The organism is Alkalihalobacillus sp. MEB130 (assembly GCF_032335535.1).
Taxonomy (GTDB): Bacteria; Bacillota; Bacilli; order Bacillales; family Bacillaceae_D; genus Halalkalibacter.
This window is the reverse complement of sequence record NZ_JAOANA010000006.1, coordinates 130,218-144,965: the sequence shown is the minus strand read 5'-3', so window position 1 is coordinate 144,965 and position 14,748 is coordinate 130,218. Positions and strand designations below refer to the sequence as shown.

18 protein-coding genes are annotated in these 14,748 nt (G+C 35.4%); 4 read left to right on the top strand and 14 right to left on the bottom strand.

The window, feature by feature from the left end:
- Positions 1-76: 76 nt before the first annotated feature.
- The 3 genes from N0O92_RS08340 to sda form a co-directional block, all read right to left on the bottom strand.
- Positions 77-1,933 (bottom strand): ATP-binding protein, encoded by a 1,857-nt coding sequence (locus N0O92_RS08340; protein WP_315614214.1) that lies wholly within the window; start codon positions 1,931-1,933, stop codon positions 77-79.
- Positions 1,934-2,080: 147 nt separating this feature from the next.
- The gene (locus tag N0O92_RS08335; protein WP_315614213.1) at positions 2,081-2,788 is read right to left on the bottom strand and encodes a LytR/AlgR family response regulator transcription factor; all 708 of its coding nucleotides are present in this window, start codon (positions 2,786-2,788) and stop codon (positions 2,081-2,083) included.
- Positions 2,789-3,004: 216 nt separating this feature from the next.
- Positions 3,005-3,151, bottom strand: a complete 147-nt coding sequence (gene sda, locus N0O92_RS08330) for a sporulation histidine kinase inhibitor Sda (protein WP_315614212.1) — start codon at positions 3,149-3,151, stop codon at positions 3,005-3,007.
- A gap of 320 nt (positions 3,152-3,471) precedes the next feature.
- On the opposite strand from sda, the gene N0O92_RS08325 reads away from it, so the two are divergent.
- Entirely contained in the window at positions 3,472-4,326 is an 855-nt protein-coding gene (locus N0O92_RS08325) for an AraC family transcriptional regulator (RefSeq protein WP_315614211.1), read from the top strand.
- A gap of 87 nt (positions 4,327-4,413) precedes the next feature.
- On the opposite strand, the gene N0O92_RS08320 is transcribed toward N0O92_RS08325, so the two are convergent.
- The 3 genes from N0O92_RS08320 to N0O92_RS08310 are packed head-to-tail and all read right to left on the bottom strand — an operon-like array spanning position 4,414 to position 6,384.
- Positions 4,414-5,130, bottom strand: a complete 717-nt coding sequence (locus N0O92_RS08320) for a hypothetical protein (protein ID WP_315614210.1) — start codon at positions 5,128-5,130, stop codon at positions 4,414-4,416.
- Positions 5,127-6,011, bottom strand: coding sequence for an ATP-binding cassette domain-containing protein (locus N0O92_RS08315; RefSeq protein WP_315614209.1), 885 nt, complete (start codon positions 6,009-6,011; stop codon positions 5,127-5,129). Before N0O92_RS08315 ends, N0O92_RS08320 begins: the two co-directional genes overlap by 4 nt.
- Positions 6,001-6,384 (bottom strand): GntR family transcriptional regulator, encoded by a 384-nt coding sequence (locus N0O92_RS08310; RefSeq protein ID WP_315614208.1) that lies wholly within the window; start codon positions 6,382-6,384, stop codon positions 6,001-6,003. The genes N0O92_RS08315 and N0O92_RS08310 overlap by 11 nt, the downstream gene beginning before the upstream one ends.
- A gap of 259 nt (positions 6,385-6,643) precedes the next feature.
- Here N0O92_RS08310 and N0O92_RS08305 point away from each other — a divergent pair, with 259 nt between their 5' ends.
- Positions 6,644-7,201, top strand: coding sequence for a DUF7010 family protein (locus tag N0O92_RS08305; protein ID WP_315614207.1), 558 nt, complete (start codon positions 6,644-6,646; stop codon positions 7,199-7,201).
- 145 nt (positions 7,202-7,346) lie between these two features.
- Here N0O92_RS08305 and N0O92_RS08300 read toward each other — a convergent pair whose 3' ends face one another.
- The 4 genes from N0O92_RS08300 to N0O92_RS08285 all read right to left on the bottom strand — a co-directional run bounded on the left by N0O92_RS08300 (position 7,347) and on the right by N0O92_RS08285 (position 11,164).
- Positions 7,347-7,910, bottom strand: a complete 564-nt coding sequence (locus N0O92_RS08300; protein WP_315614206.1) for an AAA family ATPase — start codon at positions 7,908-7,910, stop codon at positions 7,347-7,349.
- Positions 7,911-8,130: 220 nt separating this feature from the next.
- The gene (locus N0O92_RS08295; RefSeq protein WP_315614205.1) at positions 8,131-9,471 is read right to left on the bottom strand and encodes a sodium-dependent transporter; all 1,341 of its coding nucleotides are present in this window, start codon (positions 9,469-9,471) and stop codon (positions 8,131-8,133) included.
- A gap of 236 nt (positions 9,472-9,707) precedes the next feature.
- Positions 9,708-10,457 (bottom strand): hypothetical protein, encoded by a 750-nt coding sequence (locus N0O92_RS08290; protein ID WP_315614204.1) that lies wholly within the window; start codon positions 10,455-10,457, stop codon positions 9,708-9,710.
- The gene (locus tag N0O92_RS08285; RefSeq protein ID WP_315614203.1) at positions 10,454-11,164 is read right to left on the bottom strand and encodes a hypothetical protein; all 711 of its coding nucleotides are present in this window, start codon (positions 11,162-11,164) and stop codon (positions 10,454-10,456) included. Before N0O92_RS08285 ends, N0O92_RS08290 begins: the two co-directional genes overlap by 4 nt.
- Before the next feature lie 220 nt (positions 11,165-11,384).
- Between N0O92_RS08285 and mntA the strand changes: the two genes are divergently transcribed.
- Together mntA and hepT are read left to right on the top strand one after the other, a co-directional pair.
- The gene (gene mntA, locus N0O92_RS08280; RefSeq protein WP_315614202.1) at positions 11,385-11,789 is read left to right on the top strand and encodes a type VII toxin-antitoxin system MntA family adenylyltransferase antitoxin; all 405 of its coding nucleotides are present in this window, start codon (positions 11,385-11,387) and stop codon (positions 11,787-11,789) included.
- The gene (gene hepT, locus N0O92_RS08275; protein ID WP_315614201.1) at positions 11,779-12,183 is read left to right on the top strand and encodes a type VII toxin-antitoxin system HepT family RNase toxin; all 405 of its coding nucleotides are present in this window, start codon (positions 11,779-11,781) and stop codon (positions 12,181-12,183) included. Before mntA ends, hepT begins: the two co-directional genes overlap by 11 nt.
- A 280-nt stretch (positions 12,184-12,463) precedes the next feature.
- On the opposite strand, the gene N0O92_RS08270 is transcribed toward hepT, so the two are convergent.
- The 4 genes from N0O92_RS08270 to N0O92_RS08255 all read right to left on the bottom strand — a co-directional run bounded on the left by N0O92_RS08270 (position 12,464) and on the right by N0O92_RS08255 (position 14,735).
- The gene (locus tag N0O92_RS08270) at positions 12,464-12,841 is read right to left on the bottom strand and encodes a DUF1761 domain-containing protein (RefSeq protein ID WP_315614200.1); all 378 of its coding nucleotides are present in this window, start codon (positions 12,839-12,841) and stop codon (positions 12,464-12,466) included.
- Positions 12,842-12,969: 128 nt separating this feature from the next.
- A complete protein-coding gene (locus N0O92_RS08265) occupies positions 12,970-13,269 on the bottom strand; it encodes a TIGR04104 family putative zinc finger protein (protein WP_315614199.1) in 300 nt (99 codons plus the stop codon).
- A gap of 225 nt (positions 13,270-13,494) precedes the next feature.
- On the bottom strand, positions 13,495-13,983 hold the full coding sequence (locus tag N0O92_RS08260; protein WP_315614198.1) for a hypothetical protein: 489 nt from the start codon (positions 13,981-13,983) through the stop codon (positions 13,495-13,497).
- A gap of 92 nt (positions 13,984-14,075) precedes the next feature.
- The gene (locus N0O92_RS08255; RefSeq protein WP_315614197.1) at positions 14,076-14,735 is read right to left on the bottom strand and encodes a CoA transferase subunit B; all 660 of its coding nucleotides are present in this window, start codon (positions 14,733-14,735) and stop codon (positions 14,076-14,078) included.
- Between the last annotated feature and the right edge of the window lie 13 nt (positions 14,736-14,748).

Here is a 14,748-nt window from a genome sequence, read left to right as displayed (position 1 = left end):
ACTTTTACATTCATTCGTAGAGAAGCCACACTTCGGTCGTTCTCCAAAAAAACTATAGTATCTATCTGCCTACTATTTACTTATGATAGACAGTTATTTTCCGTAATACCCTCGCCAATTCTTTATAGTCAATTGGTTTTGTCACATACGCTGCACAGCCTTCAAGTAAGGCCCTTTTAATTGTTGACTCTACCGCATCGGCACTAACCGCCACAATGGGAATGTTCCTCGTAACAGGGTTGGACTTTAATTTATTCATGACTTGAAATCCATTAATATCAGGTAGGTTTAAGTCTAACAATACAACATCAGGTTTCAGTTCAAATACCTTTGCAACTCCTGATTTTCCAGTTTTTGCAAACGTTACGTCCACATGGTCCATAAATTTCAGGATGGCGTGCATGACCTCACGATTTTCTGGATTATCTTCAATATATAGTACTTTGGTGACTTTTGTTTCGTCTAATGTGGCAACTGTTCTATCAAGCTTTTGATCAGATCCTATTTTCGCTTCCGCTCTTTTAAAGGACACCCAAAAAGTAGAACCAAATCCTAGTTCACTAGTCACCCCATACGTGCCTTGCATTCTCTTTGTTAATTGCGCAACTATCGCTAGTCCTAATCCTGTTCCTTCTGAAGCATTCACCGTACTTTTTGACCTATAGAAAGGCTCAAAAATAGAATCTAACTCTTCCTGTTTTATCCCAAATCCATTGTCTTTTATGTTAATTTGAATGTGATCTGATTCGTTATCAAACGTACAAAAAATAATCACTTGTCCATGCGGCTGATTATATTTGATCGCATTCGTTACTAGGTTTGTAATAATTTGGTTGAATCGAACATGGTCTCCTTCCACCACCATATCATCCGGGATGCTCTCAACGTAAATATGAACATTAGAATCGTTAATTTCTAATATTGATTCCACACAATCTTTTAGGAATACATTCAACTGTATTTTTTCTTTTTTTAAATCAATATTTCCTGAATCAATAACAGTAAAGTCAAGAATCTCCTCAATTAAATGTAGTAATTGTTCTGATGCATCATATATTTTCTTAATTTTTCTTTGGAGTTCTGCATCCCCTTCACTCATTTGCATAATTTGGATATAGCCTTGAATGGTATTTAACGGAGTTCGTAAATCATGACTCATTTGTGACAAAAATGCACTTTTCTCTTTATTCGCTCTTTCTGCATGTTCTCTTGCAAACTCTAAGTACTTTTCGCGCTCTTTCTGTCTAGCTTGATTGATTATAAGTTGTTCATTCTTCTTCTTTAGATCCTCGTTTTCTCGTTCGAGTTTCGTAAGTCTTGCCATTTCCGAATCAGAAAAACTAGTTACATAGTTGCGATGATAAAAAGGAGATTTCTCTATTTGGTGATCGAGCATGAAGTACTCATGCACTTTTAGCAATTCATTTTGAAGATAAGCGGGAGTCGTTAATCCATTGTAAGTACATATGGAAATAATGTTTGTATCATTTAGAAATTTATCGCACTCATATTCATATTTTCTTAACTCAGAAATGGTCATTTGTTGTGCTAGAACATGCCCCCATACCCTTGTATTTAATCCATTTTCAACGCTTTCCTTAAGATAATTCGTTAATTTTTTTATCGTTTTTTCTGAGCTAAACTCCTCATCAGCTCTATAAAACTTTTTATTGTTGTGAAATGCAATCGTACTAATTTCTCTCTCTGAAAACCCACCCATTCGAAGTCTATGAATAATGGTTTGATAGAATTCGAATTCTTCAAACAACAAAATCTGATCTCCCCGTTCTATTCCTTCCGCTATGTATAGGAAGGCATTATCCAGATACTTCTCATATTCATAATACATATAAATTACATGGGCACTTTTTCTCCCCATCAATTTCTTTGACAACTTTGACAACGTGAGAGTTATTTGATTTTCTTCAGTCACCGAGTCATCCCCCATATTCTCATGTTACATTCTAGTTTAGTGAAAAGTGCTTTACATATAAAGCAATTATCACTAGCAATATATGGTAGAGAATTTCCGCACGAAAAAAACTCTACTTTACTGAATATAGCATAGTAGAGTGAACTCTTATGAAAGCTCTTTGTATAAATCATTTATACGAAGCTTCGACACATACACTTGCTCAGAGCAACCTCGTAAATGGGCAATATATGTTTCACCTTCGACAGTAATATGAGATAGATAGTCTAAATTTACAATAAATGATCGATGTGTTCGAAAAAAATGACTTGTTAACCTTGATAAAATGTTATCCAACGACTCATTTGTTTCATATTTGCGACCCGCTGTATGAATGACTGTTTTTCGATTTTCTTTTTCTATAAAGAAAATCTCTTCCATCTTAATAAAATATGAAACTCTGTCCATTTGTATCATTAATATTGGCTTGTAATTCACTTCTTGAATGAGCAACCCTTTGGCTTTTTCTAACGCAACATAAAAGCGCTCTTTCTTAATCGGTTTAACCAAATAGTCAACTGCATTTAAATCAAAAGCTTTCACTGCATAATGGTCAAAAGCTGTTGTGTAAATAAACTTCAGATTTGGATTTACTTTTAAACAGGAAGCAATCGATTCAATCCCATTTAATTTCGGCATATCGATATCAGCTATAATTAAATCTGGTTTTAAATTTATATTTAAATGCAGCAAGCTTTCTCCATTATCTGCTATTCCAATCACTTCAAAATGTTGAAGAGGATTCATAAAGGCAACAATAATTTCTTGAGCTTCTAAGTTATCTTCAGCAATAATGACTTTAATAATAGAATCCAATATAAACTTCCCCTTTCTAGGGTGACAGGTGTAAGATTAATTCCGATCAAAAAGAGTCAGATCAGTGGATAGCCGTTCTTGTTTTCCTGTCAATCGAAGAATTCTCCACTTTTTGGGGGATTGATTCCATTGTAACATTCCTCACTTGGTAATTAAGCAAATTGCCAAAGATAAACAAAACTTACCAAATCAACTGAATAATACGATACCTTGTTATTATCCCTTTGTTTCTGCCCAAATTTTATCTAACAACTGTCTCTTCTTCACTTCATCCTCAAGCATTTCAATAAAATCTTTATTTAAGTTTAAATTTTTTGCCTTTTCGTAGGTTTCTATTAGTAGGCGGTCATTTAATTGATGCATTCTATCAAACTCCTTTATCTATTCTTCATTATATTCTCGTTTAAAAAAATCCTAAACTTTCTTTTCCTTTTTAAAACTTCAGTTAAACAAATAAACCAGTATAACAAGCAATCTAACCTTTATTTCAGATAACCAAACCCACTTTTTCTACTTTTTAATAATGCATGAAATTACAATTGGATTATAAGAATGTTCAATTAATAGCATTCGTATTTTCTATCATAAAAGTATAAAATAGAATCCGATTAAGATGAGCATGTAATGTCGGGTTAGTAGTCATTTCTCCTGATATTGTATTAGTGAAAGGGAGGTTTTTCTTGATGGATATGCTAAAAGGGATGAACGATGCATTGCATTATATTGAAGAAAACTTGGATAGGACCATTGACTTAAAGGAAGTAGCGAATAGAGCTTTTTGTTCTGAGTATCATTTCAAACGTCTATTTACGCTATTATCAGGTATTACTCTATCTGAGTACATCCGCAGAAGGCGATTCACTTTGGCTGCTTTAGAATTGAAAGATCCTGAAGTGAAAGTGATTGATTTAGCAATGAAATATGGGTACCAATCTCCAGATGCCTTTTCGCGAGCTTTTCAAAGTTTCCATGGTGTAACTCCTTCATTATCACGAAATCCTCTGCAAAGATTGAAAGCATATCCAAGAATGACCTTTCAATTAACGATACAAGGAGGAAGCGAAATGAAATACCGAATAATTGAAAAGGAAGCTTTTACAGTGGTCGGAATTAAGTATGAAGTTGAGATGGAAAATGAACATCTTTCGCCAACATATGAAGAGATGATAGATGGTATCAGTGATACGACCATGAATAAATTGGAGTTCATCTCCAATAAGGAACCTTTCGGGCTTGTGCATGTATCCGCGAATTACTCAGAAGATGAGGATGGGGAAGCAACGTTTGATCAATATATTGGAGCGGTTACCACTATGGAAGAAATAGATACGTATGCTACTTTGGAAGTCCCCTCTTTAACATGGGTTATTTTTGAGGTCGATGGAGAATGGGAGCATGTTGAAAAACATTGGCAGCGAATCTATTCCGAGTGGTTACCTTCATCATCGTATGAACTGGCAGAAGGACCGGAGATTCTTACTAGTAAAGATCAAAAAAGTGAAATTTGGATTTCTATTAAAAAGAAAAAAGGGCAATAATCGGATTTTACGTATGATAATCTTTCTCCTTTTAAGCGTTAAGGATCCCCTGCCATCACGGCAAGGGATCCTTTTTATCCTCAAAAACTATTCTACCTTAATCGCAATATCCTTCGTTATTTTGTGAACAAAAGCAATGACAACTGCAATGATTAGAAGAGAAAAAGCGATAGCTATTCCTATTTGAGATGTTAGGGTCACTTGTGGAAATATCCCTACGATTGGTTTCGGTGTCTTGAAATTATAAAAAAGGTCTGTTACAGAAATGAACACTAAGGCAGCTGCAATACAACCAAATCCCCCTGCGGCACCATAACGATAAAAACCTAGACTAATGAGCCAACCTGCTAAGAAATAGATGAAAATGACTATGCAATATGACAGGATCGTCAAGAACCATTTTGGATCAGCTGTCGATAGTAGCGACAATTGTACATTATTAAAAATACCGATGGATCCATCAAATAATGTAAACACCCACGTAACGAGTGCTGTGATTGTCATAATTGTAATAACTAAAGCGAGGCTTGATAAGATCGTAGCTTGAAAGTACGTTTTTCTAGTGACTCCATGTTTCACATAGATTGGTAGGAAAACAAAACTTGATAGAATACCACAAACTAACATAAAAATCGTGGCTGTTTGAAACGTAAAGGTAAGCAACGACATTGCTTGAATTTCGGGCTCCAATACAAATACAAGCACAACAAGATAAAGGATATAGACAATAGGTAAATACCATGCGACCCATTTCATTTGGATAGAATAGAGATCCGTTGTCACTTTTTGAACAAGTTTGCTCATTTACTTCCCTCCTCCTTATCGCTTGTTAATTGAATAAATAAGTCATGAAGTGATACTTGTTCTACTTCCAGTCCCAATTGTTGTATATCTTCTACTTTTTGTTCTGGCAATTCTTCGTACACCATCACAGATTTTGTTCCACCTAGTTTTTGCTCACTCAATTTCTGCAGACCATTAACTGCTTGATCCACCTTATCTGCTGTTCCTGTAATCGAAAAGCCTTTCTGAAGTAACCTATCTATCGGCTCATGGACTACTAATTCACCTTTATGAATCATGAGAACTTTATCAAACAAGTATTCCATTTCCGAAACTAAGTGAGTTGAAAGAATAATAATTCTTGGAAAACGAGCTTGGTCCTCCAGTACTTCCTTGTAGAAAATCTCTCTTGTAGGAGCATCCATACCTTGATAAGCCTCATCAAATATCGTAATAGGTGATCTACTCGCTAAACCAATAATCACATTTAAAACTGATTGCATACCGGTTGAGAGTTTTCGAATTGGCTTATCTAATGCCAGCTTAAATACAGTGGCTAGTTGTTCTGCATATTCCCTATCAAAAGTGGATCGATATCGCTCAGCTAATTCTAAGTAGACTTTAGCTGTATCATGTTCATCTTTATAATCTGTATAATGAACGAATGAAACTTTCGGCATCCATTCCTCATTCTCAAATAGACTCTCTCCATTAATTGTTATAAAACCGGAGCTCGGTTTTCTGTACGATGCTAGTAATGACAGAAGACTCGTTTTTCCTGCACCATTTCGTCCAATGAGTCCATAAATTTTTCCACTCTCCAAAGTGACATTTACGTTGTTCAATGCTTTGAATTCTTTATATTGAACACTTAAATTTTTTACTTCTACATTAATCCTCATCCTTTACACGCCCTTTCCATTCTTTCATTAGCTTATGAATCTCATCGTCAGTCAAACGAAGTTTCTTTGCCTCTTCTAGCATCGGAAGGACAAACTCCTCTGCAAACCCTTCCCGTCGTTGTAAAATCAATTTTTCTTTTGCCCCTTCAGAAACAAACATTCCCACACCCCTCTTTTTATAAATAATCTCATCTTCTACTAGGAGGGTGATCCCCTTAGCAACTGTCAGGTGATTTACCTTATAAAATTGAACAAGTTGATTAGTCGATGGAATCTGGTCATGCTCTTTTAATTGATTGTTAATGATTTGATCAGCAATACGTTCTTTTATTTGCAAAAAAATCGGCTTCTTATTATCAAAGGACTTACTCAATTCAACCTTCACCCCATCTCTTGCTATATGGTTATATAGTTATGTATATAACCATACTAGTTGTGTGTATAAATTGTCAAGGGACACATATACATTTATCATTACTCCATACCGAGGATAAAAGTTGTAAAGGATATTCTTTTGGATTGTAGAACAAGTAATGTAAGGGAAAATGCTTTGGAAAGTGTTATGGAAGTAAGCGTAAGTGATCATTCTGCACGATTCATAAGTTTACTTGAAAGAAGAGGAGGTAAAACAAATGGAAATAAACAATATTAGAAATGAACTTTCTGTGAAGGGGAAAAACGGAATTGGATTTTTATTATCTGCTGTTTTCATTTGGTTGATCATTACAATCATATTTTTGCAGCCAATTGAAACGCACCAGAAAAATATATATATGTTATTTTCAACAGGATTAATGTTTCCATTGTCTGTTTGGATTTCTACTATTATTAAGGCTGATTGGAGACTCAAAAATAATCCATTAGGTGACCTAGGGTTATATTTAAACTTGGCTCAGATCATCTATTTCCCTATCCTTTTTTGGGGAATTATCAACCATCCAAGTGATGCTATCGTATATTTTGCCATTATCACGGGTGCTCATTTTTTTCCTTACGGCTGGTTCTATAATGCTAGACCATTCTATGTAATGGCACCAATCATATCCGTTATCATTATGATTCTAGGACTATATTTAAATGGAGAAGCTTTGTGGTTCATACCATTGTGTATGGTTCTCCTTATTTTATTATTAATTATATGGCTTCGTTTAGATTATAAGAGCAAATCGATAAGAGCGAATGGTCGATAGAACCGTCGCTCTTTCACGAGCTCCACTTGATTATTGAAACCAATAATTAAAAAGTGTAGGAGAAAAAATAAAACGAACTCAAAATTGAAGCTAAAACTTTCCGTTAGCACAAACGATTGCCCTCAATACTTTTTGCCATAAGAAACTAATATCTAAATCTAGGATTTCCTCTAATTTCAAGCAAAATATCATCCAAATCAGTTTGTTTTAAATTAGTTGTATCTAAGACAAATCGTTTTTCGATTCCTTTGCTTTCAAATTCCTGTGCTAATTCTAAACATCTTTCACCCATTTGATGTTCTTTAATCCTTAAAGCGTCTCTTTTCAAAAGTTCAGCCTTATCCACCCACAAAACAACATAGATAACCTCTATTTCACTAACCTCGGCATATATTTTCTGTGATAGCTTTTCTATTTCTTCTGGAAAAGCAACATAATCAATAATCACATGATGATTTGCTTTGGCAAAGTTGATACTCAAATCGGCTATATTATCCCAGACAAGTGATAGGGACTCTTCGCTCTCCCACGGCGGTAGATACCCACCAATAACCATATGATTAAGTAAATCACCTTCAATATAGGCACTATGTTCAAATAGTTCAGCAAGTCTTCTTGAAGTTGTAGATTTACCAACACCTGCGGGGCCAGATATAATATAAATTCTTTTCACTGTTCCACCTGCTTTGTCTAATTTAATAAAGTTCATTCTATCATCTCTTCAAATAACAAAAAAATTCTATTTTTAATCTTTATTATAAGCAACATAAGTTGCGCCTATTATATCGTGAAAGATACTCACTATTAAGGATAGTCCGAATTTTAACATTAACTATTATTCCCACTCTAAAACACACGCTTACACAGAAAGAGGCCTGCCTCTCAATACTAAACAAGTAAGTAAGAAAGGCAAACCTATATTTTTAACCTTATATTAAACCTAAAACATCCAAAAAAACGAGAACAATCGCAAGTGGAGTAAAATATTTCAATAAATAATACCATACTAAAAAGAATACTTTTCGCTTTTTAGAACCTAGTGAGATCTCTTCCATTAATTCACTCTTTGATAATTTTAATGGGATAAAAATAGAGATCAATAATGCCCCTAAAGGAATGAAAACATTGCTAACGGCAAAGTCAAATAGGTCAAAAATCGTTAAATTAAAAACCAACACATCTGACATTAACCCGTAAGATAAGCAAGATGGAATTCCCACTACAAATATAGATAGACCGGCGATCCATGTTGCTTTTTTTCGTTTCGATCGATCTTTCCTCGTCATCGCTGCAACAATAATTTCAATCATAGAAAAAGCAGAAGTCAGCGCAGCAAATAAAAATAACAGAAGGAAGGCAATAAAAAATAAGAGACCAAACTGCATTTGACTAAATACGGCCGGCAAAACCGCAAAAATCAAAACCGGTCCTGCATCAGGTTCCAGTCCAAACGAAAATACTCCTGGAAATATAGCTAATCCTGCTAATAAAACAATCAGGAGATTCATTAGGATAATCGAAAACATTGATTTAGGTAGGTTTTGTGTTTTGGGTAAGTACGACGCATACGTGACCATGGCGGAGACTCCCAACGATAGAGTAAAAAATGCTTGACCTAACGCTAATAAAATGACTTCTGATGTTAATTTAGAGAAATCTGGATACAAAAAGAATTTGATTCCTTCACTAGCCCCTTCTAGACTAACAGATCGAATGACTAATAAAAGAAAGAGAATAAATAGAGCTGGCATCATAATTTTGCTCGCTCTTTCAATCCCTTTTTGAACCCCTTTAGCTACAACCAAAATGGTCAGCAGGATAAAAAGAAATTGTGCGAACAGAGTTGTAATCGGTTCAGAAATCATCTCGCCAAATAGCGGTCCAAATTGATCCTGTGATAATCCGTTTAATCCACCTCTTATTGCCTCAAATAAATAAAGAATAATCCAACCACCAACAACACTATAAAAGGATAAAAGGATAAAACAAGTAATAACACCTAATTTTCCGATCCATCCCCAATATGAATTCAGGGCAATTTTTTGGTAAGCGGTGATCGCATCACTTTGTGTTCTTCTACCAATCACAAACTCTCCTAATAAAAGCGGGGCTCCTAATAAAAGAGTAAATAACAAAAAGACAAGGAAAAAAGCTCCTCCCCCTCCTGTTCCAGCTACGTACGGGAATTTCCAAATGGCTCCCAGTCCTATAGCAGACCCGGCAGCAGCAAAGATAAAACCTAACTTTGAATTCCATTGTTCTTGTGACATAATACAATCCTTCCTATAAAACTAAAAACATAATAACCACAATAACATAATTTTGTTGCGATAACTTACTTTTTTAATTTTGATTTCTAAATTTAGTTAGCATAGTGGCTATTTAGCGCAAGTTAGTAGCATTCCACACCAAATTGAGAGGCACACAACAAAGGCCTATGAATTGGTTCATAGGCCTTTGTTTCATATAGATGATTTCTTCATCAATAGAACCATGCGAGAAGTTTTCATTCTAATTCGTACTCAGGAATAGTAGACAGATTCTCTAAGTGTATTTCACCGTAACCTCGCCCTGCCCCATTAGGAGATACCGGGATACTCAATTCTCCTCTCTCATCATATGGCATCCAGGCAAAGTAAACATTGCTCGGGTGGATAAAGTCAAACATAAACGAGTCTGGTTGCTTCGACTGTTCAACTTTCACATAAGAATCCAGAAACGTTTTCCATTCATCTGGTAGCGACATCACACCGTAGGAGTTTTCTTTTGTTTCAAATGATACCGTAACATTCAGCTGCACCCTCGGTGTATAGTGATGAACATCATTACTTACTGAATACCCTCTTCGATTTAATAAATAAATATCAAACTCTTTCATTTCTTGCTCAGGATCAATATTCCAAACGACCACATAGGTGGACGGATCCTCTGGTTCAACTTTCCATACATATGGTTGCTGAATTGTGTTAATCCCACCTAATTCCCAACTTCGATTTCTCCAAACCCAATAACTCGTTCCATAATTGTCGTTTGAAACAAAAGGTACAAACACATGTGTCTCTCCTAAGAAAACAACCTCTTGAATTTCAACAGAATCCAAAACATCGGCATCATAATATTGAGTATTAATGACTTTTATTAACTCACTTTCGTTTATAAATTCTGATGGTTTTGAATGGAAATAAAAATAAAGGCTTACTACTAAAACTAGAATGATAGCAATAGTCGCTAGAATCCAGATTTTATTCTGTTTCATTCGTCATTGCCACCCTTCAAAATGGTTACATCACTTCGAAAATATCGTTGTCTTTCCGATGAATCTATTAATAACCCTTTTCCATCTTTCTCAACATAAATCATCGTTGGAATTCCACTTCCCCACTTTGATGATGTGCCACTCAATTGATAGGGAAACTGCTCCACTCTCTCATGCGGCTCAGTATCTATCATGACGTTATACCAATCCATACTAGTCACTGGTGCTTTCTCAAAAGATGAAACGTGCAGCTCCAAGCTTTCTTGATCTAGAGTGACATCCTCTGCGGAAGGGTGCAATTGGCTAATAGCTACCTCTTCAATATTTGCTATATAGGTGGAGAGATTGCTTTTCGGGTAAACAGCATGATGAATGAAAACAGTCAGTAACGTTGTAGCTATAAAAATAAAATTAGCAGAGAAACCAAGCCATGCAAAACGCCTGTATTTTTCCCATGCTCCCTCCCTAGATGAAGCGTACCACAGTAAAATCCATACCCCTAATGGCAAAATCGGTACGTCAAGAATCGTTTCAAACAAAGGAATATTAAAACTAAACGTAAATAGCCCTACAAATGTTGCAACAAAAGCCTTCCAAATTTTTGGCTTTGCTTCTTGTTTTTGATAAAGATAATAAAAGAAAAAACCAATAACGCCCCAAGATAAGATTGTCATCACTATTTCAATAATATTTACAGATGTATCCATTACCGCTCCCCCAATAAGTCAGGTTCATGTAGTCTATGACCTTATCTTACCATCAATAAAGAGCGCTATGTTTCTTCGTTTATCACTTTTCCATTTTAACTGCATAACGTTTGTTCATTATGTAGAAGGCAAATAAATGGTATAATGATATCAAATATTTTCTCAACAAGAGATAAAAACAGATTATACCGTCTGTGTAAGAGATGGAGGGAATCAAACATTGAATAAGCACGAACAGCACATAATTGTAAACCATTTAGTCTCGAAACTCTCTCCTTTTTTCATTATTTTATTCGGATCAACCGTAAAAGGAACATCAAATAATAGTAGTGATTTTGATGTAGCATTCCTAAGCGATAAACAACTAGATCGTTATGAACTTTTTATGATTTCACAAGAACTTGCTTCAAAACTAAATCGTGACGTGGATTTAATAGATTTGAATCAAGCTAGTACTGTTTTTCAAACCCAAGTCATACATACCGGTCACGTAATCTATTGCTCAAATGAACGAAAAAAAGCCGAATTTGACTTAAAAGTTTTGAAAATGTATGCCAAATTAAATGAGGAACGTTTGCCTATCTTAAAACGAATTGAGGAAAGCGGGTCTATTTATGAAAAATGACGTTATCTTAAATAAAGTCAGTATCATTGAAAGGTGCATTAGACGTGTTAAAGAGGAATATGATAAAACTCCTTCAAACTTAACTAACTATACAAAACAAGACTCTATTGTGTTAAATTTACAGCGCGCTTGTGAAGCTAGCATAGATCTAGCTATGCATATTGTTGCAGAGAAAAAATTAGGCTTGCCACAGAGTAGCCGAGACGCGTTTTCTTTATTAGAAAGCGAAGGAATCATCTCCTCTTCCCTTTCCAATAAAATGAAAGCAATGGTAGGATTCAGAAATATTGCCGTACACGATTATCAAGAACTAAATTTAATTATCTTACAAAAAATACTAGATGATCATCTTGAAGATTTTACTAATTACACTAAAACCATACTGCTTTTTTAAGGCAAGAGGACCGTCCTCTTGCCTGGTTTCAACATACTAAACGCTAAGTCTTCGAGCCTCAATATTCATGAATGTTACTCATTCAGCTTTTAGCTATTGCCATTAACCACCCCTAAATTTTTTAGAGAGTTTGTGCCTAAAGGGATAGATGCCTAATCAATATAACCCAATAGTAGCGCACTCAGGCAGCTAGTTTTGAATTCCATTGTTAGACTAAAGCACTAACCCCCTCAGCAAGTGCTTAGAACTGGTATAAAATTGATTAAATCATTCCTCATATTTAAATAAAAATCATCATCACACTTCCAATGATTGTAAGAGCAATGATATGGTATCCGACAGCGATGAAATAAATTGTTAAGGAGTTTTTGCTGTTTGTACCTAGACCAAAAATAAAGTCTTTTGCATAGGCAAGAGCTACGATAACTCCTACCAGCCCACCAATTAATGCCCCATCAATTATTGTCTGTGCTTGTGATAGATTCAAGACTCCGTACAAAACTATCGATGTTACTAATGTAACAAACGTCAAAAGGCCATAGTTAGGTTGTTCAGGCTTAATATTTAAATTTTCTACCCACTGCTTTCCAAGAATAGAGTAATAAATCATACCACTTACCATATAAATAACGACTCCCGTTACAATTGCGAATATCATATTTAAACCTGCTTTCTTTCGTATTGTTTTTATGTAAATTATTCAATTACTCTCTGAGGCTCACAACAATAGCTTCCGCCAATATTCCCTCTTTATAAGTTGAACTTTCTTTTACTTCGAAAGTCTAATTAAAACAGCGGTTCTTTTTTATTCGTAAACTGTAAGGAAAAAGGCAATGTCAGCAGTGTGATAATGAATAAAATTATAACAATAGCTATATATGATGCAAACGAAAGATCCAAAAAGACACTAATCAATAATGTTGGCAAGAACATAATGACCATTGCTGGAACACCTGTTTTCAAATTGCTTTTGGTTGTTAAATACTGTTGTTCTCCACATTTTGGACACTTTTTTATGAACAAGTATTTTACTGATTCACTGTATCGATAAGAATAGTGACATGACCAACACGTTGGTAGTTTCAAGTGAGACTCCCTCCATCCTAGTATTTATGTGTTCCAATAATTTTCTTCACCCTGTTTCGGTAATGGGGAAGCAGGTAATATTTATTTTAACATTAATTTCCTTCTAGTTGGGAGGCACTGAAATGCTGTTTTCCGTTTAGTTTATACTCTATTCATTTCTTTCGTTTCCTTAACTCCAGCGTTATCACTAAAGTGGGGAATCATTGCTCGCTTCGCTTCCCAAAATCATACAACCCTCTCTTTTTCAGGAAGCATTCCTCCTTTCGTTTCCTGAAATTCCACAACCCTCTCTTTTTTAGGAAGCATTCTTCCTTTCGTTTCCTGAAATCCTGCAACCCTCTCTTTTTCAGGAATCATTCCTCCTTTCATTTCCTGAAATTCCACAACCCTCTCTTTTTCAGGAATCATTCTTCCTTTCGTTTCCTGAAATCCTGCAACCCTCTCTTTTTCAGGAATCATTCCTCCTTTCATTTCCTGAAATTCCACAACCCTCTCTTTTTCAGGAATCATTTCTCCTTTCGTTTCCTGAAATTCCACAACCCTCTCTTTCTCAGGAATCATTTCTTCTTTCGTTTCCTGAAAACCCACAACCTTCTCTATTTCAGGAATCATTCCTCCTTTCATTTCCTGAAATTCTGCAACCTTCTCTATTTCAGGAACCAATCCTCCTTTTGTTTCCTGAAATCCCACAACCCTCTCTTTCTCAGGAATCATTCCTCCTTTCTACTTGTTGCAAATTTATATAAAGAAAAACCCTGTGCATCAATTTCACGCACAAGGGTCCAGTTTTTACTAATGCCTCTTATCTAGTTATTCTTCAAAACTAACTTATCCGAAATAATCAAATCAGGCTCTGTAGAATTCTTAATATCCTCAATTGTATATCCTTCTACAACTTCTACTAACTCGAGTCCAGCATCTGTCACATCTATCACTGCTCGATCGGTAATGATTCGGTTTACAACCTTTTGACCAGTTAGTGGTAGGGAGCAATTTTTTAAGATTTTTGGTTCGCCGGCTTTATTGACATGTTCCATAATAACGACCACTTTTTTAGCACCGTGAACTAAATCCATCGCACCACCCATCCCTTTAATCATTTTTCCTGGAATCATCCAGTTTGCTAAGTCGCCATTTTCAGCCACTTCCATTCCACCTAAAATGGCTAAATCAATGTGTCCTCCTCTAATCATCGCAAACGACTCCGCATTACTAAAAAAGCTAGCTCCTGGAATAGCTGTTACCGTCTCTTTTCCGGCATTGATTAAATCCGGGTCCACCTCTTCCTCGTTCGGGTATGGTCCAATTCCTAATAACCCATTTTCTGATTGTAAAACGACATCTTTATTTTCAGAAATGTAATTAGCGACCATAGTTGGCATGCCAATTCCAAGATTCACGTAAAAGCCATCTTGTATTTCTTTTTCTGCTCTTTTAGCAATTTGTATTCTAATATTTTTACTCATCGTTTCTCCTCCA

Bases quoted from the DNA above. Each gene is read 5' to 3' on its own strand.
- sda (WP_315614212.1), bottom strand. From the start codon at position 3,151: ATGCATCAATTAAATGACCGCCTACTAATAGAAACCTACGAAAAGGCA.
- N0O92_RS08325 (WP_315614211.1), top strand. From the start codon at position 3,472: ATGGATATGCTAAAAGGGATGAACGATGCATTGCATTATATTGAAGAA.
- N0O92_RS08320 (WP_315614210.1), bottom strand. From the start codon at position 5,130: ATGAGCAAACTTGTTCAAAAAGTGACAACGGATCTCTATTCTATCCAA.
- N0O92_RS08315 (WP_315614209.1), bottom strand. From the start codon at position 6,011: ATGAGGATTAATGTAGAAGTAAAAAATTTAAGTGTTCAATATAAAGAA.
- N0O92_RS08305 (WP_315614207.1), top strand. From the start codon at position 6,644: ATGGAAATAAACAATATTAGAAATGAACTTTCTGTGAAGGGGAAAAAC.
- N0O92_RS08300 (WP_315614206.1), bottom strand. From the start codon at position 7,910: ATGAACTTTATTAAATTAGACAAAGCAGGTGGAACAGTGAAAAGAATT.
- N0O92_RS08295 (WP_315614205.1), bottom strand. From the start codon at position 9,471: ATGTCACAAGAACAATGGAATTCAAAGTTAGGTTTTATCTTTGCTGCT.
- N0O92_RS08290 (WP_315614204.1), bottom strand. From the start codon at position 10,457: ATGAAACAGAATAAAATCTGGATTCTAGCGACTATTGCTATCATTCTA.
- N0O92_RS08285 (WP_315614203.1), bottom strand. From the start codon at position 11,164: ATGGATACATCTGTAAATATTATTGAAATAGTGATGACAATCTTATCT.
- hepT (WP_315614201.1), top strand. From the start codon at position 11,779: ATGAAAAATGACGTTATCTTAAATAAAGTCAGTATCATTGAAAGGTGC.
- N0O92_RS08270 (WP_315614200.1), bottom strand. From the start codon at position 12,841: ATGATATTCGCAATTGTAACGGGAGTCGTTATTTATATGGTAAGTGGT.
- N0O92_RS08260 (WP_315614198.1), bottom strand. From the start codon at position 13,983: ATGATTCCTGAGAAAGAGAGGGTTGTGGGATTTCAGGAAACAAAAGGA.
- N0O92_RS08255 (WP_315614197.1), bottom strand. From the start codon at position 14,735: ATGAGTAAAAATATTAGAATACAAATTGCTAAAAGAGCAGAAAAAGAA.